The organism is Agrobacterium sp. InxBP2 (assembly GCF_026191755.1).
Classification (GTDB): Bacteria; Pseudomonadota; Alphaproteobacteria; order Rhizobiales; family Rhizobiaceae; genus Agrobacterium; species Agrobacterium pusense.
Window position 1 is genome coordinate 155,133 of the sequence record NZ_JAINDY010000033.1, and the last position, 24,951, is coordinate 180,083.

Annotated in this window: 27 protein-coding genes; 13 read left to right on the plus strand and 14 right to left on the minus strand. The window is 60.0% G+C overall.

Annotation, left to right across the window (positions count from 1 at the left end):
- Positions 1–106: 106 nt before the first annotated feature.
- From K7A42_RS18645 to alr, 5 genes are all read right to left on the minus strand, one after another.
- Positions 107–694, minus strand: coding sequence for a CvpA family protein (locus tag K7A42_RS18645; protein ID WP_004441017.1), 588 nt, complete (start codon positions 692–694; stop codon positions 107–109).
- Positions 695–783: 89 nt separating this feature from the next.
- The gene (gene radA, locus K7A42_RS18650) at positions 784–2,190 is read right to left on the minus strand and encodes a DNA repair protein RadA (RefSeq protein WP_004441018.1); all 1,407 of its coding nucleotides are present in this window, start codon (positions 2,188–2,190) and stop codon (positions 784–786) included.
- A gap of 5 nt (positions 2,191–2,195) precedes the next feature.
- A complete protein-coding gene (locus K7A42_RS18655; protein WP_309761534.1) occupies positions 2,196–2,510 on the minus strand; it encodes a type II toxin-antitoxin system RelE/ParE family toxin in 315 nt (104 codons plus the stop codon).
- Positions 2,503–2,772: a type II toxin-antitoxin system ParD family antitoxin gene (locus K7A42_RS18660; RefSeq protein WP_006700150.1), complete on the minus strand. Its 270-nt coding sequence runs from the start codon at positions 2,770–2,772 to the stop codon at positions 2,503–2,505. The genes K7A42_RS18655 and K7A42_RS18660 overlap by 8 nt, the downstream gene beginning before the upstream one ends.
- A 65-nt stretch (positions 2,773–2,837) precedes the next feature.
- Positions 2,838–4,013: an alanine racemase gene (gene alr, locus K7A42_RS18665; RefSeq protein WP_112766977.1), complete on the minus strand. Its 1,176-nt coding sequence runs from the start codon at positions 4,011–4,013 to the stop codon at positions 2,838–2,840.
- Between the two features lie 86 nt (positions 4,014–4,099).
- Here alr and K7A42_RS18670 point away from each other — a divergent pair, with 86 nt between their 5' ends.
- The 3 genes from K7A42_RS18670 (at position 4,100) to K7A42_RS18680 (ending at position 6,051) form a co-directional block, all read left to right on the plus strand.
- Entirely contained in the window at positions 4,100–4,957 is an 858-nt protein-coding gene (locus K7A42_RS18670; RefSeq protein WP_162699464.1) for an AraC family transcriptional regulator, read from the plus strand.
- A gap of 90 nt (positions 4,958–5,047) precedes the next feature.
- Positions 5,048–5,752, plus strand: a complete 705-nt coding sequence (locus K7A42_RS18675; RefSeq protein WP_282455692.1) for an AzlC family ABC transporter permease — start codon at positions 5,048–5,050, stop codon at positions 5,750–5,752.
- Positions 5,749–6,051: an AzlD family protein gene (locus K7A42_RS18680; protein ID WP_077987773.1), complete on the plus strand. Its 303-nt coding sequence runs from the start codon at positions 5,749–5,751 to the stop codon at positions 6,049–6,051. The genes K7A42_RS18675 and K7A42_RS18680 overlap by 4 nt, the downstream gene beginning before the upstream one ends.
- 99 nt (positions 6,052–6,150) lie before the next feature.
- On the opposite strand, the gene K7A42_RS18685 is transcribed toward K7A42_RS18680, so the two are convergent.
- Positions 6,151–7,647, minus strand: coding sequence for a replicative DNA helicase (locus tag K7A42_RS18685; protein WP_004441029.1), 1,497 nt, complete (start codon positions 7,645–7,647; stop codon positions 6,151–6,153).
- Positions 7,648–7,956: 309 nt separating this feature from the next.
- Between K7A42_RS18685 and K7A42_RS18690 the strand changes: the two genes are divergently transcribed.
- Genes K7A42_RS18690 through K7A42_RS18700 form a run of 3 tightly spaced genes read left to right on the plus strand, consistent with a single transcriptional unit; the run spans position 7,957 to position 11,238 of the window.
- Positions 7,957–8,412 (plus strand): MarR family winged helix-turn-helix transcriptional regulator, encoded by a 456-nt coding sequence (locus K7A42_RS18690; RefSeq protein ID WP_004441032.1) that lies wholly within the window; start codon positions 7,957–7,959, stop codon positions 8,410–8,412.
- Complete coding sequence (locus K7A42_RS18695) at positions 8,409–10,151, plus strand: MFS transporter (protein WP_282455693.1); 1,743 nt, start codon at positions 8,409–8,411, stop codon at positions 10,149–10,151. Before K7A42_RS18690 ends, K7A42_RS18695 begins: the two co-directional genes overlap by 4 nt.
- A 19-nt stretch (positions 10,152–10,170) precedes the next feature.
- Positions 10,171–11,238 carry an HlyD family secretion protein gene (locus K7A42_RS18700; RefSeq protein ID WP_034496251.1) on the plus strand — a complete coding sequence of 356 codons (1,068 nt, stop codon included), beginning with the start codon at positions 10,171–10,173 and terminating at the stop codon, positions 11,236–11,238.
- Positions 11,239–11,348: 110 nt separating this feature from the next.
- Here K7A42_RS18700 and rplI read toward each other — a convergent pair whose 3' ends face one another.
- The 5 genes from rplI to K7A42_RS18725 form a co-directional block, all read right to left on the minus strand.
- On the minus strand, positions 11,349–11,924 hold the full coding sequence (gene rplI, locus K7A42_RS18705) for a 50S ribosomal protein L9 (RefSeq protein ID WP_004441037.1): 576 nt from the start codon (positions 11,922–11,924) through the stop codon (positions 11,349–11,351).
- Between the two features lie 14 nt (positions 11,925–11,938).
- Entirely contained in the window at positions 11,939–12,913 is a 975-nt protein-coding gene (locus K7A42_RS18710) for a membrane protein (RefSeq protein WP_037088951.1), read from the minus strand.
- 145 nt (positions 12,914–13,058) lie between these two features.
- Positions 13,059–13,307, minus strand: a complete 249-nt coding sequence (gene rpsR / locus K7A42_RS18715; RefSeq protein WP_003502063.1) for a 30S ribosomal protein S18 — start codon at positions 13,305–13,307, stop codon at positions 13,059–13,061.
- A 13-nt stretch (positions 13,308–13,320) separates the two neighbouring features.
- Entirely contained in the window at positions 13,321–13,752 is a 432-nt protein-coding gene (gene rpsF, locus K7A42_RS18720) for a 30S ribosomal protein S6 (protein WP_004441041.1), read from the minus strand.
- 288 nt (positions 13,753–14,040) lie between these two features.
- Complete coding sequence (locus tag K7A42_RS18725) at positions 14,041–15,084, minus strand: aldo/keto reductase (protein WP_282455694.1); 1,044 nt, start codon at positions 15,082–15,084, stop codon at positions 14,041–14,043.
- Between the two features lie 224 nt (positions 15,085–15,308).
- On the opposite strand from K7A42_RS18725, the gene fabD reads away from it, so the two are divergent.
- The 7 genes from fabD (at position 15,309) to gmk (ending at position 22,381) form a co-directional block, all read left to right on the plus strand.
- On the plus strand, positions 15,309–16,253 hold the full coding sequence (fabD, locus tag K7A42_RS18730; RefSeq protein ID WP_022555932.1) for an ACP S-malonyltransferase: 945 nt from the start codon (positions 15,309–15,311) through the stop codon (positions 16,251–16,253).
- Between the two features lie 85 nt (positions 16,254–16,338).
- On the plus strand, positions 16,339–17,076 hold the full coding sequence (fabG, locus tag K7A42_RS18735; RefSeq protein ID WP_037088954.1) for a 3-oxoacyl-[acyl-carrier-protein] reductase: 738 nt from the start codon (positions 16,339–16,341) through the stop codon (positions 17,074–17,076).
- A gap of 350 nt (positions 17,077–17,426) precedes the next feature.
- Complete coding sequence (locus K7A42_RS18740; RefSeq protein ID WP_003502080.1) at positions 17,427–17,663, plus strand: acyl carrier protein; 237 nt, start codon at positions 17,427–17,429, stop codon at positions 17,661–17,663.
- 245 nt (positions 17,664–17,908) lie between these two features.
- Positions 17,909–19,171 carry a beta-ketoacyl-ACP synthase II gene (gene fabF / locus K7A42_RS18745; protein ID WP_004441057.1) on the plus strand — a complete coding sequence of 421 codons (1,263 nt, stop codon included), beginning with the start codon at positions 17,909–17,911 and terminating at the stop codon, positions 19,169–19,171.
- A gap of 363 nt (positions 19,172–19,534) precedes the next feature.
- Positions 19,535–20,755, plus strand: a complete 1,221-nt coding sequence (mltG, locus tag K7A42_RS18750) for an endolytic transglycosylase MltG (protein ID WP_004441060.1) — start codon at positions 19,535–19,537, stop codon at positions 20,753–20,755.
- A gap of 71 nt (positions 20,756–20,826) precedes the next feature.
- A complete protein-coding gene (locus K7A42_RS18755; protein WP_045534207.1) occupies positions 20,827–21,714 on the plus strand; it encodes a YicC/YloC family endoribonuclease in 888 nt (295 codons plus the stop codon).
- 4 nt (positions 21,715–21,718) lie between these two features.
- The gene (gene gmk, locus K7A42_RS18760) at positions 21,719–22,381 is read left to right on the plus strand and encodes a guanylate kinase (protein ID WP_004441063.1); all 663 of its coding nucleotides are present in this window, start codon (positions 21,719–21,721) and stop codon (positions 22,379–22,381) included.
- A gap of 1 nt (position 22,382) precedes the next feature.
- On the opposite strand, the gene K7A42_RS18765 is transcribed toward gmk, so the two are convergent.
- The 3 genes from K7A42_RS18765 to pdxA form a co-directional block, all read right to left on the minus strand.
- Positions 22,383–23,006, minus strand: a complete 624-nt coding sequence (locus tag K7A42_RS18765) for an alpha/beta hydrolase (protein WP_184285389.1) — start codon at positions 23,004–23,006, stop codon at positions 22,383–22,385.
- A 72-nt stretch (positions 23,007–23,078) separates the two neighbouring features.
- A complete protein-coding gene (gene rsmA, locus K7A42_RS18770; protein WP_004441067.1) occupies positions 23,079–23,909 on the minus strand; it encodes a 16S rRNA (adenine(1518)-N(6)/adenine(1519)-N(6))-dimethyltransferase RsmA in 831 nt (276 codons plus the stop codon).
- The gene (gene pdxA, locus K7A42_RS18775) at positions 23,909–24,931 is read right to left on the minus strand and encodes a 4-hydroxythreonine-4-phosphate dehydrogenase PdxA (protein WP_037089223.1); all 1,023 of its coding nucleotides are present in this window, start codon (positions 24,929–24,931) and stop codon (positions 23,909–23,911) included. The genes rsmA and pdxA overlap by 1 nt, the downstream gene beginning before the upstream one ends.
- Positions 24,932–24,951: the final 20 nt, after the last annotated feature.

The window sequence follows — 24,951 nt, forward strand, 5'->3', positions numbered from 1 at the left end:
GAAAGACCTCGCCGGCGAGTATCTCTCCCGGTCGGTCCGTCTGTGTCGTGCTTGATATTTAGCACAAATAGCGCGCCTTGCATGCATTGCAAGACGCGACACTGTGTCAATTATTCGTTGCCGGCGGATTTGTTGCCGGCACATCTTCGGCAGGCGCCTGCGTGGTCGTCTGTTCCTGCGGTTTTCCAAGGATGCGAGCGCGGATCTGCGGCTCGATATCGTCAGGCAGAACCGCCTCCAGCTTGCCCACCAGCCCGTCGAGGAAGGGCTTGGACTTCGCCTGCGTCACCCATTCCGGCTGCGTCTTCACATCCACCAGCCAGTTCCAGAAGGCGACCGCAACCACTAGAAGCAGAATGCCGCGCGCCGCGCCGAACAGGAAGCCCAGCGTACGGTCCAGTGCGCCGATGCGGCTGTCGATGATGAAATCGGCAATACGCGAGGTGATGAAGGAAATCACGATCAGCGAGACGAGGAAAACGACGCCCGCCGAACCGGCAATGGCGATCTTGTCGTCATCCGTATAGTTGCGCGCATACGGCAGCAGGACCGGATAAAGATAATAGGCGGCGGCGACCGAACCGGCCCAGCTCGCAATCGACAGGATTTCGCGGGAAAAACCGCGGACCATCGCGAGAATGGCGGAGAAAAGAACAACGGCGATGACGATGCCGTCGAAAATTGTAATGGGCATATACCAACTCCGGAGGTGCGACGCCCTGTCAGGCGCTGCCTTGCCAATTTTGCGATCCTCTTACACCACTGTTTCCTTTGGCGAAAGGATCAATATTCGTCGTCCTCAACCTGTTTGAACCGGTTGCCGGAGCCGGCGATGCGGGCCACGAGGTCCGGAAGGCTTTCGATTTCCGTCCAGCGCCCCTTGCCGCCTTTCGGCAATTCAGCCGAAGCAGAAGGCAGAAGTGCGGCGGAAAAGCCGAGTTTTTCAGCTTCTTTCAATCGCTGGCCCGTATGCGAGACCGGGCGCACCGCGCCCGACAGGCTGATTTCGCCGAAATAGACGCAATCGGCGGGCAGGGCAAGACCGGCAAGCGAGGAAACCAGCGCGGAAGCAATAGCCATATCGGCGGCCGGCTCGGAAATCCGGTAGCCGCCGGCGACGTTGAGATAGACATCGTGCTGACCGAGCTTCACGCCGCAATGGGCCTCCAGTACCGCGAGGATCATGGCGAGTCGCGACGAATCCCAGCCGACTACCGCGCGGCGCGGTGTGCCGAGCGAGGTTGGCGCGACCAGCGCCTGCACTTCAACGAGCACGGGGCGTGTCCCCTCGATGCCGGCAAAAACCGCAGCGCCCGGTGATTTTTCGTTGCGTTCTCCCAGAAACAGTTCGGATGGATTGGACACTTCCCTGAGGCCGCGATCCGACATTTCGAACACGCCGATTTCATCGGTCGGCCCGAAGCGGTTCTTGACGGTTCGAAGAATGCGGTAATGGTGGCCGCGGTCACCTTCGAAATAAAGGACGGCATCGACCATGTGCTCCACCACGCGCGGGCCGGCGATCTGGCCTTCCTTGGTGACATGGCCGACAAGCACCATGGTCGCGCCCGTCTGCTTGGCGAAACGGATCATCGCCTGCACGCCGGTGCGCACCTGTGTCACCGTGCCGGGGGCGGAATCGGCGGTATCGCTCCACAATGTCTGGATGGAATCGATGATGACGAGATCGGGCCGCTTGCCTTCGGAAATCGTCGCCAGAATATCCTCGACATTGGTTTCCGCCGCCAGAAGCACATCGGTTTCCGCAGCCCCCAGACGTTGCGCACGCAGACGCACCTGCGCCACCGCCTCTTCGCCGGAGACATAGATGATGCGATGGCCGCGCCGCGAAAGGGCGGCAGCCGCCTGCATGAGAAGCGTCGATTTGCCGATACCGGGATCCCCACCGATCAGAACGGCGGAACCGCGCACGAAACCGCCGCCGGTCGCCCGATCAAGTTCGCTGATGCCGGTCGGGATGCGGGGGGCTTCTTCGATTTCACCGGAAAGCGAGGTGAGTGTGACTGGCCGGCCCTTCTTGGGAGCCTTGCCCGGACCGGATCCGATGCCGCCCATCGGGTCTTCCTCGACGATGGTATTCCACTCGCCGCAGCCTTCGCATTTTCCCGCCCATCGGGTATGAACCGTGCCGCAGTTCTGGCACACGAATTGAGTCTTGGCTTTGGCCATCTATGTCAGTTTTCTTCTTGTTTGAAATGTTCTGCGGAGATGTCTTGGTGGCCGTGGAGGACGCGCAGGACCGTAAGCTCATTCTCGTTGATGCGGAAGAAAATCACGCGGCCCCGATAGGCAATGCTGCGAAGCCCTGCTCCATAGCTGCTTCGTGAGACGCCGGACAGGCCGAGCGCCGCTAGCGATTCGACCTTGTCAAAAATTTCAAGCGCGAGACGGTCGGCCGCGGCCGGATTTTCCACTGCGATATAGGCGTGATCTTCAGCGACGTCCTGCCTTGCCCGCGCGGTCCAGATAACGGTCCGGATATTAATGATCGGTCCCCGTTTTTTGTTGCGCGGACAGGTTCTTGATGTCGCTCAGGAAAGCATCTCGCGACCGATAGCTGTGAACACGGCCGGCGTCAGCATCATCAATTCCTTCCTGCAGCAGCAGCTTGAGTGCCGCTTTCTTTCCCTCATCGCTGCCCAGCAAGCGAAGTCCAGCAGAAATCACTGCATCCGCATCGCTATAGACGCCAGCCGCCACCTGCTCCTCGATGAATTTCTCGTCCTGCTCGCTCAAATGGATTTCGGGCATTTCGATCTCCTTTTGTTCTCTTTTAACACAGGTCGCGTGAGCTTTCCAAGCGCTAAAGGCGCGTCTCAGTCATCCGCCATCAGATATTGCCGCTCATATCGCAGACCAAGTCCTGTCAACATCTCATAGCCGATCGTTCCTGCCGCCCGTGCACTCTCGTCTACGGGCACATTGGGACCGAAAAGCTCGACATAGTCTCCGGTTCGAATGGCATTGGCCGGAACATCCGTCACGTCGAAGATGGTGAGGTCCATTGTGACGCGGCCAGCAACCGGCACCTTGTGGCCGTTGACGACACCGTATGCGCCGCCATGACCCATTTCGCGCAGCGGAATGCCGGAACCGGACAGCGAACGCTGGTATCCGTCCGCGTAACCGACAGTCGCGATGGCGAGGCGGCTTGCGCGTTTCAGCAGAAAGGTGCCGCCATAACTGACGGTCTGGCCTTCGCCCGCATCGCGGATCTGGATGATGCGCGCTTCGGCTTTGGCGACCGGCCGCATGGGATTTGCAACGTCGTTGACCGCCTCTCCGCCATAGAGCGCTATGCCGGGACGGGTAAGGTCGAAATGATAATCCGGGCCGAGAAAGATACCGGCGGAAGCCGAGAGGCTTGATTCGATACCTTCGAAAGCAGTGCTAACCATCCGGAATGATTCGAGCTGAGCCCTGTTCATCGGCGAGGAGGGCGTGTCGGCACAGGCGAGATGGGACAGCACCAGAACCGGGTCAAAACTTGCCGGCCGGGTCACGTCGTCGGCCAGAAACAGCGCATCGTCGAGCGGCAGTCCGAGACGGTTGAAGCCGGTGTCCACATGCAGTGCGCAGGGGTGATCGCCACGCTCGGCCACCGTCGCCATCCAGAAGGAGAGTTGCTCCTCGGAGGCAAGAACCGGCACCAGATCATTGTCGAAGACCTGCCGTTCCTGGCCCTGCCAGATGCCTGACAGGACGAAGATGCGTGCTTCAGGTGCATAGGAACGCAGGGTCTCACCCTCGGCAACCGTTGCCACGAAGAAGTCGCGCGCGCCGGCATGGTAGAGCGCTGCGCCGCAATCCTCGATGCCGAGGCCATAGGCATCGGCCTTCACGACGGCCGCTGTCCGCGCCTTGCCGGAGCGTCTCCTCATGTCCCGCCAATTATCGGCCAGCGCACCGAGATCGACGGTCAGCCGCAGTGGCGCTTGTTCGAAAGCGTCGGTTTCGGTTTCAGCGAATGTATCCTCGAAGTCGTCTGTCATGCCATGCGTCCGGTTGATTTTGGAACCGACCAGACCCTAGCACTTTTGTTCAAGACGGTAAGGATCGAATGCTCTAAACTTCGCTCATGCACAATGTTTCGCAGGAACAGGCCCTCGATTTCATGCCCGTCGCCACGACGGAAACCACGCGTTTCTGGCGGGACGGACGTTTTGGCGGCATGGAATGCCTGAGTGCTACGTTTCTCACCCATGAATATTCGCCTCACGCCCATGACACGTTTTCGATAGGCGCCATCGAAAGCGGCTCGCAGATTTCCACCATTCAGGGCACCACCGAACAGACGGGGCCGGGGCATCTCTATCTCATCAATCCCGACGAGATTCACGATGGTGCACCAGGCGGCGGCGGTTACCGTTACCGGATGATCTATCCTGACACGGCACTGCTGCGCGATATCATCGAGGATGTGACGGGCAGGGCCTTCCACGGTACGCCGTCATTCCCGAAGTTTCTGCCGCGCGATCCGCAGATGGCGGCCGCCTTTCAGATGGCGCACCGGCGTCTGGAGGAGAAATCCGGTGCCCTCGAGGCGGATGAGGGCATGTTCTCGGTTCTCGCCGCCCTTTTCGGCAGGCATGGCAGCGCCATTATCCTGCCGGTCGAAAAGCGCGAGAAAACGGCGGTTTACACCGCCCGCGACTATCTTTCCGACAATTACGAGACCGATATCGGCCTTGAGGAACTGGCTTCCATTGCCGGTCTCAGCCGCGCGCATCTTATCCGTGCTTTCAGGAAAGAGTTCCACATCACCCCGCACGCCTATCTGACCGACGTGCGCATCCGCAGGGCGCGTCGGCTTCTGCGCGCCGGCGAGATGCCGGCCGAGGTGGCGGCGATGTGCGGTTTTGCGGACCAGGCGCATTTCACCCGGCATTTCAAGGCGCGCACCGGCATTACCCCGGGCCAGTTTCGCATGGGGTGATGCCGGCACACGCATTCCTGTGTGACGTCACTTTCGTACAAGACCGGTGGATGTCTTACGCGTAATCGCTCTCCTGAAAGGGAGAAAGCGATGTCAATATGGGACAAAAGGACGGAATTCGTCGCGGGATTACGGGCCGCCGCGCCATTGCTCGTGGCCATGGTGCCGATCGGCGTCGTGTTTGGCGCGGTCGCCATCGGCAAGGGCCTGTCGCCTCTCGAAGCCTCGCTGATGTCGCTGCTGGTCTTCGCCGGCGGCTCGCAATTCGTGGCGATGGACTTATGGACCCATCCGGCTAGCTGGAGCGCGCTCGGCTTTGCGGCGCTGCTCGTCAATCTGCGCCACGTGCTGATGAGCGCTTCCATCGCCGGCAAGCTGGACGATTTCCGGGGCTGGCGGAAATATGCGGCCATGCTGGTGCTGACGGATGAATCCTGGGCGTTGTCGGAGTTTCGTGTCATTGCAAACAGGCTGACGGCGGCCTTTTTCACCGGCGCTGCGCTCTCGATCTATCTCGTCTGGAACCTCGCAACCCTTGCCGGCGCGCTGCTCGGCTCAGTGGTGGGGGATATGTCGGTCATCGGTCTGGATTTCGCCTTTCCCGCCGTCTTCATCGTGCTGCTCATGGGGTTCTGGAAGGGCAGGGAAACCGGTTTCGTGCTTCTGGCAAGCGCCGCCGCCGCCTGTCTCACCCACGCGCTGGTTCCCGGCGCCTGGTATATCGCCGCCGGCGCGCTGGCGGGTCTCGCCGTCGCCGCCTTCGGCCACGAGGAACAGGCGGAGCAGCCGGCATGACGCTCGACCCGAATACGCTGCTGACAATCCTTGCCATGATGGCGGCAACCGTCGCAACACGCCTCGGCGGCCTGTTGCTGGTCACTCATTTTACGCTGACACCGCGCCTGAAAAAGGCGCTTGGCGTGGTGCCGCCCGCCGTCCTGATGGCCGTGGTGACGCCGACGGCGCTCGCCAGCGGGCCGGCGGAAACCATCGCCTGCGCAATCACTGCGGTTGCAGCGCTGCGCCTCAGCCTTCTGCCGGCCGCAACGCTCGGTGTTGCTGCCGTGGCGCTGCTGCGTGGAATCGGATTGTAAGAAAAAGCCACAAACGTCTTGAAAGGACTCGAGCCTTGTTTCCGGAACGTGGGAAATAGCCGAGACGGTAAACATACCCTCTCGGCAATTATTGCCGCCTCAATGTTCTTCGTATTGGCTGAAGCTTGGATCGGCCAGGTCCGTAAAGCGGGTGAATTCGGACTGGAAGGCAAGCTTCACGGTGCCGGTCGGTCCGTGACGCTGCTTGGCGATGATGACGTCAGCCGTGCCTTTTACCTTGTCGAACAGCGCTTCCCACTCGGCATATTTCGGATCGGCAGGATCGCGCGGCTCCATGTTCTTGACGTAATATTCCTCGCGGAACACGAACAGCACCACGTCGGCGTCCTGCTCGATGGAACCTGATTCACGCAGGTCGGAAAGCTGCGGGCGCTTGTCTTCGCGGCTTTCCACCGCACGGGAGAGCTGTGACAGCGCGATGATCGGAACATTGAGTTCCTTGCCCAACGCCTTCAGGCCCGTGGTGATCTGGGTGATTTCCTGCACGCGGTTTTCGCCGCTCTTGCCGGAGCCGGTCATCAGCTGAACGTAGTCGACCACCAGAACATCGAGACCGCGCTGGCGCTTCAGGCGGCGGGCGCGCGCGGAAAGCTGGGCAATCGAGATACCACCGGTCTGGTCGATGTAAAGCGGCACCTTCTGCATCATCTGTGAGCAGGCGACGAGTTTTTCGAAATCGGCCTCGGTGATGTCACCGCGACGGATTTTCGACGAGGAAACTTCGGTCTGCTCTGAAATGATACGCGTTGCCAGCTGTTCGGAGGACATTTCGAGCGAGTAGAAACCGACAACGCCGCCATTTTTCGCCTTGAACGAGCCGTCCGGCTGCACTTCCTGCTCATAGGAAGCGGCGATATTGTAGGCGATGTTGGTCGCAAGCGAGGTCTTGCCCATACCCGGACGACCGGCAAGCACGATAAGGTCGGAACGCTGCAAGCCACCCATGCGGGCGTCAAGCGAGTGGATGCCGGTGGAGATGCCGGAGAGGTTACCGTCGCGCTCGAAGGCCGCGCCCGCCATGTCGATCGCCAGCGCCACCGCGTCGTTGAACGACTGGAAGCCGCCGTCGTAACGGCCGGTTTCCGCCAGTTCGAACAGGCGCCGTTCGGTGTCTTCGATCTGTGCCTGCGGCGGCATGTCGAGCGGCGCGTCATAGGCGATGTTGACGACATCCTCGCCGATCTGGATCAGCGCTCGGCGCAGCGCCAGATCATAGATCGCCCGGCCGTAATCTTCGGCGTTGATAATCGACACGGCTTCTGCCGCCAGACGCGCGAGATACTGCGCCACCGTCAGGTCGCCGATCTTGTCGTCGGCCGGCAGGAAGGTCTTGATCGTCACCGGATTGGCGGTCTTGCCCATGCGGATGATATCGCCTGCCACCTCGAAAATCTTGCGGTGCAGCGGTTCGTAGAGGTGCACGGGCTTCAAGAAGTCCGATACGCGGTAATAGGCGTCGTTATTGACGAGGATGGCGCCGAGCAGCGCCTGTTCGGCCTCGATATTGTTCGGCGCTTCGCGGTAATGCGGTTCCGCCGGTTGCGCGGGGGTGATCTTTCTCACAGCGTCGTTCATGGTTTGCGCGATCTCCCTTTGCCTGTTCTTACACCTCGGGTTTGGCTTTCTGTGCCATTGCAGTCAATGATATTGTTGCAACACTCCATGGCAGGCCGACGTCCGCTGAGCGAAGTCGGATCACATCTTCAGTTGTCCCCAGCAATCCACAGGCGGGATGGGGACAAAGCGGGAAATTTCCCGGCAACGTGATTCGCCGCCATGAGTTTACCGCATGGCAGACCCGGCACGAAAGAAACTTGAAAATCGTCAGCCTTACGAATAAATAGGCAGAAAATAAGTAGTGTACTAATTATAAGGCTTGCTGACATGTCCCGCGAGACCGACAAGGAACAGCTTCTCGATGAAGTTTCCGCTTTCACCCGCAAACTGCGCGCGTTTTTCGATGCGCGGGTAGGGGAAAGCGGGCTGACGCTGGCGCGTGCGCGTGCACTTTTCGCGCTCTCGCGGCGCGGACCGTTGACGCAGACGGAGCTCGCGGAGGAAATGGAAATTGAGACACCGACACTGGTGCGGGTGCTTGATGGCATGGAGAAGCAGAACCTCATCGAACGCCGATCCGATGAGAACGACCGGCGTGCCAAACGTATTCACATGACGGCGGAGGGCGAAGAAACCTCGCAGACGGTGCAGGAAATGGCAAAGTCGCTGCGTTCGGAAATCGCCGCCGATATCTCCTCGCAGGAGCTGGCAATGGCGCTGGATGTCATGCGGCGGCTTTCGGCCAATCTGCAAAATCTTGCAGCGGGGAGGGCGCAATCGTGAGCACCTCTTTACCGCTAACAGCAGCGTCGGACGCCGCCGAAAAGGACAGGCCCGCCAATGTCCCCACAGAGACGACGGGCCCGGCTCAATCACCGGACGCCGGCGCCGGCAGCGGCACGCAGGCCCCGTCTGCCGCAGCTGCACCTCAGCCGATGGAGCGGCCATTGTGGCTTCGGCTGTGTTTCATTTTTGCAGGCCTGTCGTTTTTCATTACGCAGGGCCTCGGCATGAACCTCGTCATGGCCAATATCTACCAGCTGCAGGGCGAGTTTTCGGCGACGGTGGCCGAGGTCGCCTGGTTATCCGCTGCCTATATGGCACCCTATGCCACCTTTTCCATCGCCTTGTTCAAGGTGCGCGCGCAATATGGCCTGCGGCCCTTCGCCGAACTTTCGATCATCGCGTTCGTGGTTGCTTCCTGCCTCAACCTCTTCGTGACGGACCTGCATTCGGCCATCGTCATCCGCTTCGTCAGCGGCATGGCCGCCGCGCCGATTTCATCGCTCGGCTTTCTCTATATTCTTGAGGCCTTTCCGCCCGCGCGAAAATTCTCGCTGGGATTCAGCATCGCACTGACAGGTACGCTGTTGTCGGCGCCGCTTGCGCGCATGGTGTCACCCTCGCTGCTGGCGATCGATGGCTGGAATGCCCTTTATTCGATGGAGGTCGGTTTTGCGCTGATTTCCTTCGCCATGATTTACGTCCTCAAGGTCACACCGCCACCGCGTACGAAGGTGATCGAGCGTATGGATATCCTCAGCTATCTCTTGTTTGCGGGCGGTCTCGGTTGCCTTGCAGTCATGCTGACGCTCGGCCGGTTCTACTGGTGGTTCGAAACCTGGTGGCTTGGCGCGCTGCTGGCGACATCCATCGCGCTTCTGACACTGATGGCTTTCATCGAATTGCCGCGTAAGAACCCGTTGCTCGACCTGCGCTGGATTTTCTCCAAAACCAACCTGCACGCTATTGCCGTCCTGCTTGTCTACCGGGCGGTCTCGTCGGAACAATCCTCCACCGCGGTCAGCTTCTATCAGCAGCTTGGCTTGCTCAACGACCAGACCACCATGCTTTATGCCCTCGTGCTGCTTGCCACCATTCTTGGCGGGGCGGCCTGCGCATGGCTGATGTTGACGAAATATGTCGAAACCGCGCATGTCATTGCGCTGACACTGATCGCGGCTGGTTCATTTATGGACAGCCAGTCGACGAACCTCACCCGCCCCGAACAGATGTATCTCAGCCAGATGATGATCGCCTTCGGTGCGGCCATGTTCCTGCCGCCTGTCATGGCGAAGGGTTTCGGCGCAGCACTGGCACGGGGTGCGCCTTATCTGGTGAACTTCATCACCATCTTCCTGTTTACGCAGATCACCGGTTCCATGCTGATGACGGGCCTGCTCGGCAGTTTCGTAACGCTGCGGGAGAAATTCCACTCCAATGTGCTGGTGGAGAACATCCTGCTCACCAACCCTCTCGTTGCCCAGCGTGTCTCCCAGCTTTCCGGTGCTTACAGCCATGTCATCACCGATCCGGCATTGCTGAAGGCGGAGGGATTGTCGCTGCTTGGCCAGCAAGTCAGCCGGGAAGCCTATGTGCTTGCCTATAATGACACGTTCCTGCTCATCTCCGTCGTTTCCGCGCTGGCGCTGGCCGCGCTTTTGATCCACCTCGCATGGTTGCGCATCCGCCCCTTCCTTTTCCGGGAGGACATCGATGCCGCACCGGCCCCCCAGTCTTGAACCTTCCAAGAGTGCCAAAATGTTGAAGAAGTTTTTTACTCCCGTTTCCATTCTCGTGCTGCTCGGCGGTTTCGCCGGTGTTGCGCTCGTGCTTTACGCTTGGCGGCTGCCGCCCTTTCTCTCCACCGTGGAAATGACCGACAACGCCTTCGTGCGCGGTTACGTCACGACCATGAGCCCGCAGGTCAGCGGATATGTCGTGGATGTGCCGGTGAAGGATTATCAGGAGGTGAAGCAGGGTGCTTTGCTGGCGAAGATTGATGACCGTATCTATCGCCAGAAACAGGCGCAGGCGGAAGCAACGCTCGATACGCAAAAGGCGGCTCTCGATAATTCCCGCCAGCAGGAAAATGCAGCCAATGCCCATATTCTTTCCAGCCAGGCCGCGGTCGACAGCGCCGAAGCCTCGCTGAAACAGGCCCAACTGGCATCCGACCGGCAGGATAATCTCATAAAAAGCGGTGTGGGAACTTCCAGCCTTCAGGAAGAAGCCCATGCCGCACTGGAAAAGGCGCGGGCATCGCTCTCGCAGGCGAAAGCCGCCCTTGAGGTTTCACGGCAGGATCTGCAGACCATCATCGTTAACCGCAGTTCGCTGCAGGCTGCGGTCGCAAATGCCGAAGCGGCCGTCGAGCTTGCCCGGATCGACCTCGCCAATACCGAAATCCGTGCGCCCGTGGATGGCAGGCTCGGCGAAATCGGCGTGCGCACTGGCCAATATGTCACCGCCGGCACGCAGCTGATGGCCGTTGTGCCGCATGATGTCTGGGTTATCGCCAATTTCAAGGAAACTCAGCTTGCGGGCATGCAGGTCGGCCAACCGGTGACGATCTCGGTGGACGCGCTGCATCGCCGGAAGCTGACCGGCCATGTGGAGCGTTTTTCGCCCGCCACGGGTTCGGAATTCGCCGTCATCAAGCCCGACAATGCGACCGGCAATTTCGTGAAAATCGCCCAGCGTCTCGGTGTGCGTATCACCATCGACGCGGATCAGCCGCTGGCGGCAGAACTTTCGCCGGGAATGTCTGTGGTGGTGCATGTGGACAAGAGCAAGGCGCCCGATGGGGCGGAGACGGCGGCGAGGTAGTCTGGCGTTGAGTTTGCAGAGGGGGGTATCGCTCCGCAAACTCAGACCACGCAAACAAAAAACCCCGGATGTCGCCATCCGGGGTTTTCCTTTGACCGTTAGGCCAGATCTTACTCGTCGTCGCCGTCGCGGTCAGCTTCCGGATCGAAGAAGTCTTCCGGACGCAGCGCGTCTTCGTCAACGCCGTAGATGGCGTCAGCGGAGGTGAGGCTTTCGCCCTTGGCCTGACGCTCTGCTTCTTCAGCCGAACGGGCAACGTTCAGCTCGACCTGCAGCTCGACTTCGGCATGCAGGTGCAGGGTAACGTTGTGCAGGCCGATGGTCTTGATCGGCGTGTTCAGCTCCACCTGGTTGCGGCCGATGTTGAAGCCTTCGGCAGCCAGGATTTCAACGACGTCGCGGGCGGCAACAGAACCGTACAGCTGACCGGTTTCGCCAGCCGAACGGACAACGATGAAGGACTTGCCTTCGAGTGCTTCGGCAACCTTCTGGGCTTCCGACTTGCGCTCGAGGTTACGAGCTTCGAGCGTTGCGCGCTCGGTTTCGAAACGGGTCTTGTTGGCGGCGTTGGCGCGCAGCGCCTTGCCCTGCGGCAGCAGGAAGTTACGGGCATAGCCGTCGCGAACCTTGACGGTTTCGCCCATCTGGCCGAGCTTGTTGATGCGTTCGAGAAGAATAACGTCCATCTTCTTGATCCTTTCTATGGTTTGGTTTCGTTCGTAGTGTCGGTTTTCCGCGCCGGCGTCAGGGAGATCGTGCTGCGCACGTCGCTGAGGCCGAACACGAGAATGATGAACAGCGGAAAGACAAAGACCGCCGAGAGATATGCGAGAATGAGGACCGGCAGGCGCCAGTCCTTGCCGCGGGCGCGCTTGTGCAGCGAGGCATAACCCGCCATCAGGAAGCCCGCGCCAAATGTGCCGCAGATGACCGCGCCGATCATGGCCGCCACGCCGCCAAGGAACATGGCGAGAATGCCGGCCAGGAAAATGAAGATCGCGTTGCGATGCATGCGCAGTGCCGAGGGAATGTCCTCACGCGGGCGCAGGCCCTTGCCGAAAGAGCCGACCAGCCGGGTCGCGAAATAATAGGCCCCAAACAGAAGGATGACCCAGAGACCACCCTGAACAATGGGAAGCATCAGCACCAGCAGCGATTTCGTCTGGGCGAGCGCTTCGGCATTGGGCTCGAACAGCGGTTCGCGGTTCTGCACCGAGGTCATCATGATATCGACCATGCGCGCGACCAGATCAGGACCGTAACCGATCATCCAGCCAAGAATGACGACGGCGACCGAAACCAGAATGCACAGGTGCAGCACGATACCGGAGAGCGGATACCAGGCAAGCAGATCATCCGGGCCGCCGATTTCGGAAGCCGGGCGCGCCAGATTGGCGAGATGCGAAAGCCAGCCCGCCGGGATCAGCGTGAAGATCGCGATGGTCAGCGCAAACAGCGGCGACATGACCAGCGCACCGATGATGGCGGTGGTGATGATGGCGACGATGGCGGCGCGATTACCCCAGCCCATGCCTGCGATCAGGATCGGCATGGCGGAACCGGCATAGAGCAGGAAGGAAAAGGACGACTGTGCCGTTGCGCCAAGCGTTAAAAACGCGGCGCATATGCCGGCGAGAACGCCGGAGATCAGCACTGTCTGGTTCAACTTTTGCACTTCGCTGTCCTGCTGAAACTAAGCAGTTAGAGGATCGCTCGTGAGAGCCTCATCCCCAACATGGGATTTAGAGTATCGATCCGCGCCCAACGCGGAAGGATCTGGAAAAGCGAGGCCGCGCTAAACGCAGCCCCGCTTCAATTCATTACGCTACAACGTAGGGCAGCAGGCCGAGGAAACGGGCGCGCTTGATCGCCTGGGCGAGTTCGCGCTGCTTCTTCTGGGAAACGGCCGTGATGCGGGAAGGAACGATCTTGCCGCGCTCGGAAATGTAGCGCTGCAGGAGACGTACGTCCTTGTAGTCGATCTTCGGAGCGTTGGCGCCGGAGAAGGGGCACGTCTTGCGACGGCGGTGGAACGGGCGGCGTGCCTGGGAAGAGGATGCGTCAGCCATTGGTCAATTCTCCTTATGCACGGTCTTCGCGCGGACGGCGCGGACGGTCTTCGCGGGGACCACGATCTTCACGCGGGCCACGGTCCGGACGGTCGCCATCGCGGCGCGGACGGTCGTCACGGTCGCGCTTCTGCATCATCGCGGACGGGCCTTCTTCGTGGGCTTCGACGGCGATGGTCATGTAGCGAAGAACGTCTTCGTTGATGCGCATCTGGCGCTCGACTTCATGGATGGCGGCCGCCGGAGCGTCGATGTCCATGAGAGCGTAGTGAGCCTTGCGGTTCTTCTTGATGCGGTAGGTGAGGGACTTCAGACCCCAGTTCTCGATGCGTCCGACTTTGCCGCCGAACGATTCGATAACGCCCTTGTACTGCTCGACAAGTGCGTCGACCTGCTGGGCAGAAATATCCTGCCGGGCAAGGAAGATGTGTTCGTAAAGAGCCATTTAAGCTTTGCCTTTCTTGCGTTTCGTCCTTCACCCGGCAACGGCGCTAAGCCTCAACGACTGCTCCTGAAAAGGCGTGAGCCTTAAAGCAAGAAAAGCGTTGTTCGAGACGGTCGAGAGCGGAGACACGGGAGGCCGGAAAAACCTTATGGTTCCTGCTGTTCCGTCACCGGAACCAGCCCTCCGTTCAGCCACCAGCCAATTGGACCGGGTGTTGTGAACAGCGCGCTTATACGGATTTTTGCCCGGAATGCAAGGGCAGAGGCGAAAAAGCGCGCCGTTCGATCATCAGATCGGCATTGGATATTGCCGGTGAATGGCTGCGATGCCCTTCAGCACGTCCTCGGAAAGAGTGGCATCCGCTGCCGCAATATCAACCTTCAGCTGCTCTATCGTGGTGGCGCCGATGATGACGGAGGCCATGAAGGGGCGCGTCAGGCAGAAGGCAATGGCGAGTTTTGCGGGGTCGATACCATGCGCGGCGGCAAGCTCCAGATAGGCCTTGACCGGAGCTTCCTGAAGCGGCTGCAGGCGGCCACCGAGATCCTTGTTGATGGTTCCGCGTGAACCGGCGGGACGGGCGCCGTTCTGGTATTTGCCGGTCAGCAGCCCTGCCGCCAGCGGCGAATAGGCGAGCAGGCCGACATCTTCATGGTGGGCAACTTCCGCCATGTCCAGATCGAAGCTGCGATAGAGCAGGTTATATTCGTTCTGGATCGTGGCGACGCGCGGCAGGCCCTTGGCTTCGGCGATGTCGATATATTTCTGCGTGCCCCAGGCGCTTTCGTTGGAAAGGCCAATGGCGCGGATTTTTCCGGCCTTTACCAGTTCGCCGAGCGTTTCCAGCTTTTCGGTGATTTCGGCAAGCGTGCGCGCCGTGTCCTGGCCGGAAGCGTCAAAGCTCCATGCGCCGCGGAAATGATAGGTGCCGCGATTCGGCCAGTGGATTTGGTAGAGGTCTATATAGTCGGTCTTGAGGCGCTGGAGGCTGGTATCGACAGCCTCACGGATTGCGGCTGCGTCGATATCGCGACCGCCACGAATGTAATCGCGTCCTGAGCCGGCAACCTTGGTCGCGAGCACGACCTGATCGCGCTTTCCGGTCTTTTCAAACCACGAGCCGATATAATCTTCCGTCCGGCCCTGGGTTTCCGCGGAAACGGGCGTGGTGGGGTAAAGCTCTGCCGTATCGAAGAAATTGACGCCGTTTTCGACGGCGTAATCCATCTGCGCATGCGCTTCGGCTTCGGTATTCTGTGTGCCCCATGTCATGGTGCCGAGGCAGATTTCAGACACGGAAATATCCGTGCGGCCCAATAGTCTCTGTTTCATGGAAATGTCCCGGTGCTTGGCCAGATAGTTTGGAAGGTGGTGTGAAAGTAATGGGGAATTGCCGCAGTGCAAGAAAAAATATGATGAAAAGAAAGGGGGAAACAGCACGACAAAACCCCTCACACCGGGCCGGCAGGCGGCCTCAAGCCTTGACTTCGCTGGTGGGAATGTGAATGGAAGTCGACAAGAATAAAGGCAAGGCCAGACAAGAAGGACGACATCCCATGGGTATTGCATTCACATTTCCCGGTCAGGGAAGCCAGGCTGTTGGCATGGGCAAGGAGCTGGCGGATACCTATCCGGAAGCACGCGCCGTGTTTCAGGAAGTCGACGAAGCGCTCGACCAGAAGCTTTCCGACATCATGTGGAACGGCCCTGAAGAGACGCTGACGCTGACGGCCAATGCCCAGCCGGCCCTCATGGCCGTCTCGATGGCGGTCATGCGCGTTCTTGAGGCGCGCGGATTAAAACTGTCCGATACGGTTTCGTATGTCGCGGGCCACTCCCTCGGCGAATATTCGGCGCTCTGTGCCGCCGGTACTTTCTCGGTTGCCGATACCGCCCGTCTTCTGCGCATCCGCGGCAATGCCATGCAGGCCGCCGTGCCGGTGGGTGAGGGCGCGATGGCCGCAATCATCGGGCTTGAGCACGATGCCGTTTCCGCCATTTGCGACGAGGCTGGCATTCTCGGCGTGTGCCAGATCGCCAACGACAATGGCGGTGGCCAGCTGGTTATATCAGGCAGCAAGGCGGCTGTCGAAAAGGCAGCGGCAATCGCTTCCGAAAAGGGCGCCAAGCGCGCCATCATGCTGCCGGTCTCCGCTCCCTTCCACTCCGCGCTGATGGCGCCGGCGGCGGAAGCCATGCGCGAGGCGCTGGCCAAAGTCGAAAAGCACAATCCGGTCGTTCCTGTCATCGCCAATGTGCGTGCCGCCCCCGTTTCCGACGCCAATGAGATCGCCGGCCTGCTGGTCGAGCAGGTGACGGGCCAGGTGCGCTGGCGTGAGACGGTGGAATGGTTCGCCGCCAACAACGTGACCCAGCTTTACGAAATCGGTTCCGGCAAGGTGCTGACGGGCCTTGCCCGCCGTATCGACAAGACGGTGAATGGCGTTGCCGTCAACGGTGCTGCCGATATCGATCAGCTTCTCGCCACGCTTATCGGCTGAGGCGGGATTTCTCCCGCAGCCGCATTCCTCAGGGCGCAACAACGCTCAACATTTTCAGTCCGAAGCTCTAAAGAAGGAATAGGACATGTTTGATCTGACAGGCCGCAAGGCCCTCGTAACCGGCGCGACCGGCGGCATTGGCGAAGAAATCGCGCGCCTTCTGCACAAACAGGGCGCAACTGTCGGCCTGCACGGCACCCGCGTTGAAAAGCTTGAGGCGCTGGCGACGGAACTTGGCGACCGCGTCAAGATTTTCCCGGCCAACCTTGCCGACCGCGCTGAAGTCAAAGCGCTCGGTGAAAAGGCTGAAGCCGAGCTGGAAGGCGTCGATATCCTCGTCAACAACGCCGGCATCACCAAGGATGGCCTGTTCGTTCGCATGAGCGACGAAGACTGGGATAACGTCATCGAAGTGAACCTGACGGCGATGTTCCGCCTGACGCGCGAGCTGACGCATCCGATGATGCGCCGCCGTTTTGGCCGCATCATCAACATCACCTCCATCGTCGGCGTTACCGGCAATCCCGGCCAGGCGAACTATTGCGCCTCCAAGGCCGGCATGATCGGCTTTTCCAAGTCGCTGGCGCAGGAAATCGCCACCCGCAACGTTACCGTCAACTGCGTAGCCCCGGGCTTCATCGAAAGCGCCATGACCGGCAAGCTGAACGACAAGCAGAAAGACGCCATCATGGGTGCCATTCCCATGAAGCGCATGGGCACGGGTGCCGAAGTCGCCTCCGCCGTGCTTTATCTCGCTTCCAACGAAGCGGCCTACATGACCGGCCAGACCCTGCACGTCAACGGCGGCATGGCGATGATCTGACGGCACGTAAGTCCGTCATGAAAAGGATTGCGGCGCTGTTTAAGCACCTTCTTGGGTAGCTGGCGCCGCAAGGCCCCGCTGACCGGTTTTCGGCGAAATTGCCTGTCATACGCTGTGCTTAGCGCGTTTTCAGGCTTTTCGACCGATTGAAACCATGTTAAGCGGGCCAAGACTGTGAACAGTCGTCCCGGAGAGACAGGAAGCCGTTGCGATTTTGCGTGACGATGTCTAGCTTGGACCGGGTTGAACGGGTTTGCCCGCAGTGCCGGATTTGAACGGCGCATGAGGGCTTCTAACAGGGCAGGGTGCCGCGAGGCATTCCCTTCAAAATAAAGGTCGAGGAAACCGACATGAGCGATATCGCAGAACGCGTAAAGAAAATTGTAATTGATCATCTTGGCGTTGACGCCGACAAGGTTGTTGAAGGCGCCAGCTTCATTGACGATCTGGGCGCTGATTCGCTCGATACCGTTGAACTGGTCATGGCTTTCGAAGAAGAATTCGGCGTTGAAATTCCCGACGACGCTGCGGATTCGATCCTGACCGTCGGCGACGCTGTCAAGTTCATCGAGAAGGCCCAGGCCTGATCGACCCGCATGGGGAGGTGCAATATCCTCCCGTCTTGGCCCGGCTTGTCCGGGCCAATGTTTTATCGGCCGGTGGCACGTGCTCCGACAGGTGCTCGTTTCCCGGCGATGCATGAGGTTACGGCCCGGAACGGTAGCCGCGATTCTCATGCCGTGATTTTGAAATGCTGCGCCATTGCGTGAACACCCCGTGGTGCCCGATGTCGCAGAAGACCGATGATTTGGATAAGGGCGGAGCATTGGCGATGAGGCGTGTCGTTATCACCGGTACCGGCATGGTATCTCCTCTTGGATGTGGAACGGAAGTGACCTGGGAACGGCTGTTGGCCGGCCAGAACGGCGCCCGTCTCGTGACTGAATTCGAAGTCGAAGACCTTCCTGCAAAGATCGCCTGCCGCATTCCCGTGGGCGATGGTTCCAACGGCACCTTCAATGCCGATGACTGGATGGAGCCGAAGGAACAGCGCAAGATCGATCCCTTCATCCTGTATGGCATGGCTGCTGCCGACATGGCGCTTGCTGATGCAGACTGGCATCCTGAAACCGACGAAGACCAGATCGCAACCGGCGTTCTGATCGGCTCCGGCATCGGTGGTCTGGAAGGCATCGTCGAGGCCGGTTATACGCTGCGCGACAAGGGCCCGCGTCGCATTTCCCCGTTTTTCATTCCCGGCCGCCTGATCAATCTCGTATCCGGCCAGGTTTCCATCCGCCACAAGCTGCGCGGACCGAACCATGCCGTGGTGACGGCCTGCTCGACCGGCGCGCACGCTATCGGCGACGCCGCCCGGTTGATCGCCCTCGGCGATGCCGATGTCATGGTCGCCGGTGGCGCCGAATCGCCGGTCTGCCGCATCGCGCTTGCCGGTTTTGCGGCATGCAAGGCCCTTTCCACCCAGCACAATGACAATCCGGAAAAAGCCTCGCGCCCTTATGATCGCGACCGCGATGGTTTCGTCATGGGCGAGGGTGCTGGCATCGTCGTTCTGGAAGAGCTGGAGCACGCCAAGGCGCGCGGCGCGAAGATCTATGCGGAAGTGGTCGGTTACGGCCTTTCTGGTGATGCCTATCACATCACGGCGCCGTCCGAAGATGGCGAAGGCGCCTACCGCTGCATGTCGATGGCGCTGAAGCGGGCGGGTCTGACGCCTGACGATATCGACTATATCAATGCCCACGGCACATCCACCATGGCCGATACCATTGAGCTTGGAGCTGTCGAGCGTCTTGTCGGCGAATCGGCCTCGAAGATTTCCATGTCTTCCACCAAGTCGGCCACCGGCCATCTGCTCGGTGCGGCGGGCGCCATAGAGGCGATCTTCGCTACGCTTGCAATCCGCGACAACATCGTTCCGCCGACGCTGAATCTCGACAATCCCGATGTCGAGACCAAGATCGATCTTGTGCCGCACAAGGCGCGCAAGCGGCAGGTCAATGTGGCGCTTTCGAATTCCTTCGGCTTCGGTGGCACAAACGCCTCCCTCGTGCTGCGCCGTTACGAAGCGTAAGTCGCGGCGGCTGTGGCCGTCGCGATGGCGTCCGCGCCGCATACCGTCCCCGGCGGTGCGGCGCTCTCCTGCCGGACGCTTTAAAAGAATGTTCTTTCCTTAGAAGAACGTGGTTCGGCTTGCGAAAGCCATTCCGGTTTTCGCGCCGATATTGTAGTCATTGATTGGGAGAGTTTGCCGGTCTGCTCGATTTCGGACCACAGGTATCTTTCCCCCATCGGCTTTGTCCGAGGTGATATTCGTGAGGTAGAACAAGAAGGCTTCACGGTGTCTTTATGTGGTGCAGGAAGCCATTCCGAACCTGTTTTTGCCGCATTACCTGCGCAAAAAGCGCTGACAACGCCGAACTGAAAAGGACCGACGGTGAGCGACACGAACCAGAACAGCCAGGGACCATACGGACAAAACGGCGCGGGCGAAGGCAATCGCGGTCCGATCATTCCGAAATCCCCGACGGAAGCCTTGCGGCCGGAAAAGGTGCCGGCGCCGCCGAAGCGCTCCCGCAAGGCCCATGGCCAGCTTGTCATCTTCCTGAACTTCCTGATGACGCTTGCCGTTGCCGTTTGCGTCCTGGCGATCGCCGCCTTTTATTACATGATCAATGCGTTTCAGGAGCCGGGGCCGCTTGAAACGAATACACATTTCACCGTGCGTAATGGTGCCGGTCTCATTGAGATCGCCAATAATCTCGAGCGCAATGACATCATTTCCAACGCACGCGTTTTCCGTCTGATGGCCGGAAGCTATCTGCAAAAGGACCAGACGTTGAAGACCGGCGAATATGAGATCAAGGCCGGCGCATCGATGAAGGACATCCTGATGCTGCTGGAATCGGGCAAGTCGATCCTTTATTCCGTGTCGCTGCCTGAAGGGTTGACGGTCAAGCAGATGTTCGCCCGCCTTGCTGCCGACGAGGTTCTGGATGGTGAACTTCCCGCCACCTTGCCACCGGAGGGTAGTCTGCGTCCGGATACTTACCGCTTCACCCGTGGCACCAAGCGCGAAGAAATCATCAATCAGATGAGCGCGGCGCAGGACAAGCTGATCGACATGATCTGGGAACGGCGTGATCCCGACCTGCCGATCAAGACCGTCGAGGAGTTCGTGACGCTGGCCTCGATCGTCGAAAAGGAAACCGGCAAGGATGACGAGCGCGCCCATGTTGCCTCGGTCTTCTACAACCGCCTGAAAAAGGGCATGCGTCTGCAATCCGACCCGACGATCATCTATGGTCTGTTCGGCGGTGACGGCAAACCTTCGGATCGGCCGATTTATCAATCGGATCTGCAGAAACAGACGCCGTTCAACACTTACGTGATCAAGGGCCTGCCGCCATCGCCCATCGCCAATCCCGGCCGGGCCGCATTGGAGGCGGTTGCCAACCCATGGCGCACGGATGATCTTTATTTCGTGGCCGATGGTACGGGCGGTCATGTGTTCGCAAAGACGCTGGACGAGCACAATGCCAATGTGCGCCGCTGGCGCAAAATCGAGGCCGAAAAGGCGGCTGCCGGAGCGAATCCCGAAGTTGTCGTGGATGGTCAGCCCGGTGGTGCAGAGGCGGAAAAACCGGCCAATAACTAACTGATAAATCACGGCCGGGCCTTGTGACCACAAGGCCCGGTTTCGTGCGGCGTGACGGGGGGATTCCATATATGACATTGCAATCGATGACCGGCTTCGCGCGCAGCGAAGGCACCTCCGGCCGCTACCGCTGGGCGTGGGAATTACGCTCGGTAAACGGCAAGGGGCTGGATCTGCGCCTGCGTCTGCCTGCCGGTCTGGAAGCCTTGGAAACCGGGCTGAGGGAAATCGCGGGCGCGCATCTTTCCCGCGGCAATATCCAGGCGGGACTGGCGCTCTCAGTTGCCGAGAACCGGCTCGAGGCGGTCATCAATCGCGATGCTCTCGCCGCGGTTCTGGCGCTCAAGAAGGAACTGGGCGATGTCGTCGACGACAAGCCATTGAGCTTCGATACGCTGCTTACGTTGCGCGGTCTGGTCGATTTTCGCGAGGCGGAAGACGATGCGGAGGCGCTGGCTGCGCGCAACGGCGATGTGCTGGCTGGCTTCGCTGTTGCAGTCGAAAAGCTGAAGGACATGCGCGAGCGGGAAGGGGCATCTCTGTTCGCCATCCTTTCCGGTCATATCGACCGGATCGAGCAGCTTGTGAACATCATTGAAAGCGATCCCTCCCGTCACCCGGAGCAGATCGCGGCGAGGCTTGCTCAGCAGATTGCGCTGATTGGCGATGGCATGCACGGGCTTGATCGTGACCGCCTTCATGCCGAGGCGGCGCTGATCGCCACCAAGGCGGATCTGCGCGAAGAGATTGATCGGCTGCATGCCCATGTGCGGGCCTCGCGAGAGCTTTTGGCCAATGGCGGTCCGGCTGGCCGCAAGCTCGATTTTCTTGCACAGGAATTTAACCGTGAGTCGAATACAATCTGTTCCAAATCGAACGCCAGTGCGGTAACCGCAGCAGGTATAGAGCTGAAAGTGGTTATCGACCAGTTCCGAGAGCAGGTCCAAAATCTGGAGTAGACCCATGGCCCCGGTGAATATTTCTCCCGTCACGATCGCCCGCAGGGGGCTGATGCTGGTGATTTCTTCGCCTTCCGGCGCGGGCAAATCCACGATCGCGCGCAACCTGCTTGAGAAAGACAAGAATATCAGCCTTTCCGTCAGCGTCACCACACGCGCTCGACGGCAGAGCGAGATCGAGGGCATTCACTACCACTTCATCTCCAAGCGCGATTTCGAGCGCATGCGTGATAATGAGGAATTGCTGGAATGGGCCGAGGTTCACGGCAATTTCTACGGCACGCCGCGCGAGCCGGTGGAAGATGCCATGGCCGCCGGCCGCGACATGCTGTTCGACATCGACTGGCAGGGTGCCGAGCAGTTGCAGGACAAGATGAAGGCAGACGTGGTCTCGATCTTCATCCTGCCGCCGACCATGACCGAACTGCAATCGCGCCTGCACCGCCGCGCCGAAGACACCGAAGAGGTGATCAAGACGCGGCTCCTCAATTCCCGCGCCGAAATCGAGCACTGGCGCGACTATGACTACGTCATCCTCAATGACGACCTGCAGGCGGCTTTCGAGGCCGTCGAAGCAATCGTCAAAGCCGAACGCGTCCGCCGAGACCGCCGCCATGGCATGTTCGATTTCGTGCGGGCTTTGCTGGAGGAAGAGCCGAAGCTCTGATTTATGCGATGAGTCCGCGCGCCAGCCATCGCCGTGACAATCGCTCGTCCGCCGCGTCTTCCGCCCAGCCATGACCTGTATTGATCGTTTCGAGCACGGCATCAGCGCCGGCTGAGACCAGTTGCTCGGCCAAATGCGGAGCGTCGGAGGGGTGACGCCGGTCGTCGTTGACGCCTGCAAGCAGAAGTACGGGGTACCCCGCGAGGTTCGGAAGAGGCTGGTCTTTTCTCGGAGACAACGGACGAAGCAGGATGGCGCCTTTCGACAGATGATGCGCCCGGCACATGGTTTCAGCCGCGATGATCGCGCCGTTCGAGTATCCGACGAGAAGGGGTTCTTGCGCCGTCTGCTGACATACAAAGGCAACGAAGCCGCACAGTCTGGTTGCCTGATGTTTCAGATCGTCGATATCGAGTTCTCTGTCGGGTTTTCTGCGAAAAAATGCGAAACCATTCTCCCAGGGAACCGCGCCCCTCGGCGCATATAACGCCCCCTTGGGAAAGACGGCGCGGCCAAAAGAAATGAGGTCGTCTTCCGTTCGTCCCGATCCATGCAGCAAGATGACAGCGCAATCCGGCGTTTCAGCGGGAATATCAAGCTTATAGTGAAAACCGGCATTCTCCACGCACTTGCTCCTCCATTCGCAGGTGTCCAGGAACCGTTGCTTCCGTTCGGAACGGCGAACATCTGCCAGATGTTACAGGCAATTCGCCAGTGTCACGAATTCCTCCACTGAGAGCGTTTCCGCCCGGCGCGTGGGATCGATACCAGCCTTTTCAAGCAGCGCCTCGCCGCCAAGGCTTTTCACGCTCTGGCGCAACATCTTGCGGCGCTGACCGAAGGCGGCTTCGGTCACTTTTTCGAGCTTGGCGACGTCGCAGGGCAGCGGCTTGTCCTTCGGCAGCAGATGCACGACGGTGGAGGTTACCTTCGGTGGCGGGCTGAAGGCCTGTGGCGGGACATCGAAGGCCATTTCGGCAACCGTACGCCAGCCGGCGAGAACGCCAAGGCGGCCATAATGGTTGTCGCCTTCTTCCGCCACGATGCGCTGCCCGACTTCCTTCTGGAACATCAGCGTCATGGAGAGCCAGAAGGGCGGCCATTGCTTCGGCAGAAGCCAATTGACCAGCAATTGCGTGCCGACATTGTAAGGCAGGTTGGCGATGATGCGCACCGGCTCGCCGACGGGGACCAGAGCCTCGAAATCGGTCTGCAGGGCGTCTCCCTCTATGACCTCAAGCCGTCCGGGATAATGCGCCTCGATTTCCGCCAGCGCCGGCAGGCAGCGACTGTCCCGTTCGACGGCGATGACCTTTTTCGCCCCGAGCGAAAGAATAGCGCGGGTGAGGCCGCCGGGACCGGGCCCGACCTCAATGACAGTCACGCCTTCGAGCGGTCCCGCCGTTCTGGCGATCTTCTGGGTAAGGTTGAGGTCGAACAGGAAGTTCTGTCCGAGCGATTTCTTCGCATCGAGCCCATGACGCTGGATGACGTCCCGTAGCGGTGGTAGTCCGTCGATGGCCGCCATTATGCGCCGGCCCGGCTGCGGAGGGAAATGTCCGCCGCCATCTTGAGTGCCGCCACGAGGCTCGCCTCATTGGCGATGCCCTGGCCGGCAATACCAAAGGCAGTGCCATGGTCTGGCGAGGTACGGATGAAGGGCAGCCCGAGTGTGACGTTGACCGAATCGTCGAAGCCCAGCGCCTTGGCGGGAATGAGCGCCTGATCGTGATACATGCACACTGCCACGTCATAACGCTTGCGGGCGGCATCGTGGAACATGGTGTCGGCGGGCAGGGGACCGAACGCATCGATCCCATCCTTGCGCAGCCGCATGGTCGCGGGGTGAACGATATCGCGATCCTCCGTGCCGAGTGCGCCGTCTTCACCCGCGTGCGGGTTCAGCCCGGCAACCGCCAGACGCGGAGCCTCGATGCCGAATTTCCGTCGCAGATCGGCATCGATGATCCGGCAGGTCGTGACGATCAATTCTTCCGTCAGCGCGGCCGGCACATCTTTCACGGGAATATGGATCGTCACCGGCACGACACGGACCTTGGGGCCGGCGATCATCATGACAGGCGTGACTTGTTCACCGGTCTGGCGGAAGGCGAGATCAGCCAGAAACTCCGTGTGACCGGGGAAACCGAAGCCAGCCTCGTAAAGCACCGATTTCGCGATGGGATTGGTGACAACGGCCGCAGCCTTGCCCTCGACCGTCAGCGAAACGGCGGTTTCGATGGCCTTGATCGTGGCATGGGCAGCGCCGACATGCGGTTGCCCCGCCTGCACGTCGAAGCCGACGGGAAGAGGTAAGATCGGAAACGCGTTTTCGAAAAGGCCAACGGCACTGTCCGCATCGCAGGTCTCGATATTGAGCGGCACGCCGATCAGCGCCGCGCGGCTTGCCACCACATCGGGGTCGCCGATGAAGATGAAGGGGGACACACCGTTTTCCCGGCGCTTCGCCCAGGCGGTAATGGCGATATCGGGGCCGATACCGGCTGGATCTCCCTGTGTCAGGGCAAGCGGCAGGGATGCATATGTCACGGAAAGACCCGGCTCTTGTA

What these genes read in the sequence shown, in the direction of transcription:
- K7A42_RS18645 (WP_004441017.1), bottom strand. Translation starts at nt 694, where the DNA reads ATGCCCATTACAATTTTCGACGGCATCGTCATCGCCGTTGTTCTTTTC.
- radA (WP_004441018.1), bottom strand. Translation starts at nt 2,190, where the DNA reads ATGGCCAAAGCCAAGACTCAATTCGTGTGCCAGAACTGCGGCACGGTT.
- K7A42_RS18660 (WP_006700150.1), bottom strand. Translation starts at nt 2,772, where the DNA reads ATGCCCGAAATCCATTTGAGCGAGCAGGACGAGAAATTCATCGAGGAG.
- alr (WP_112766977.1), bottom strand. Translation starts at nt 4,013, where the DNA reads ATGACAGACGACTTCGAGGATACATTCGCTGAAACCGAAACCGACGCT.
- K7A42_RS18670 (WP_162699464.1), top strand. Translation starts at nt 4,100, where the DNA reads ATGCACAATGTTTCGCAGGAACAGGCCCTCGATTTCATGCCCGTCGCC.
- K7A42_RS18675 (WP_282455692.1), top strand. Translation starts at nt 5,048, where the DNA reads ATGTCAATATGGGACAAAAGGACGGAATTCGTCGCGGGATTACGGGCC.
- K7A42_RS18680 (WP_077987773.1), top strand. Translation starts at nt 5,749, where the DNA reads ATGACGCTCGACCCGAATACGCTGCTGACAATCCTTGCCATGATGGCG.
- K7A42_RS18685 (WP_004441029.1), bottom strand. Translation starts at nt 7,647, where the DNA reads ATGAACGACGCTGTGAGAAAGATCACCCCCGCGCAACCGGCGGAACCG.
- K7A42_RS18690 (WP_004441032.1), top strand. Translation starts at nt 7,957, where the DNA reads ATGTCCCGCGAGACCGACAAGGAACAGCTTCTCGATGAAGTTTCCGCT.
- K7A42_RS18700 (WP_034496251.1), top strand. Translation starts at nt 10,171, where the DNA reads ATGTTGAAGAAGTTTTTTACTCCCGTTTCCATTCTCGTGCTGCTCGGC.
- rplI (WP_004441037.1), bottom strand. Translation starts at nt 11,924, where the DNA reads ATGGACGTTATTCTTCTCGAACGCATCAACAAGCTCGGCCAGATGGGC.
- rpsR (WP_003502063.1), bottom strand. Translation starts at nt 13,307, where the DNA reads ATGGCTGACGCATCCTCTTCCCAGGCACGCCGCCCGTTCCACCGCCGT.
- rpsF (WP_004441041.1), bottom strand. Translation starts at nt 13,752, where the DNA reads ATGGCTCTTTACGAACACATCTTCCTTGCCCGGCAGGATATTTCTGCC.
- K7A42_RS18725 (WP_282455694.1), bottom strand. Translation starts at nt 15,084, where the DNA reads ATGAAACAGAGACTATTGGGCCGCACGGATATTTCCGTGTCTGAAATC.
- fabD (WP_022555932.1), top strand. Translation starts at nt 15,309, where the DNA reads ATGGGTATTGCATTCACATTTCCCGGTCAGGGAAGCCAGGCTGTTGGC.
- fabG (WP_037088954.1), top strand. Translation starts at nt 16,339, where the DNA reads ATGTTTGATCTGACAGGCCGCAAGGCCCTCGTAACCGGCGCGACCGGC.
- K7A42_RS18740 (WP_003502080.1), top strand. Translation starts at nt 17,427, where the DNA reads ATGAGCGATATCGCAGAACGCGTAAAGAAAATTGTAATTGATCATCTT.
- fabF (WP_004441057.1), top strand. Translation starts at nt 17,909, where the DNA reads ATGAGGCGTGTCGTTATCACCGGTACCGGCATGGTATCTCCTCTTGGA.
- K7A42_RS18755 (WP_045534207.1), top strand. Translation starts at nt 20,827, where the DNA reads ATGACATTGCAATCGATGACCGGCTTCGCGCGCAGCGAAGGCACCTCC.
- gmk (WP_004441063.1), top strand. Translation starts at nt 21,719, where the DNA reads ATGGCCCCGGTGAATATTTCTCCCGTCACGATCGCCCGCAGGGGGCTG.
- rsmA (WP_004441067.1), bottom strand. Translation starts at nt 23,909, where the DNA reads ATGGCGGCCATCGACGGACTACCACCGCTACGGGACGTCATCCAGCGT.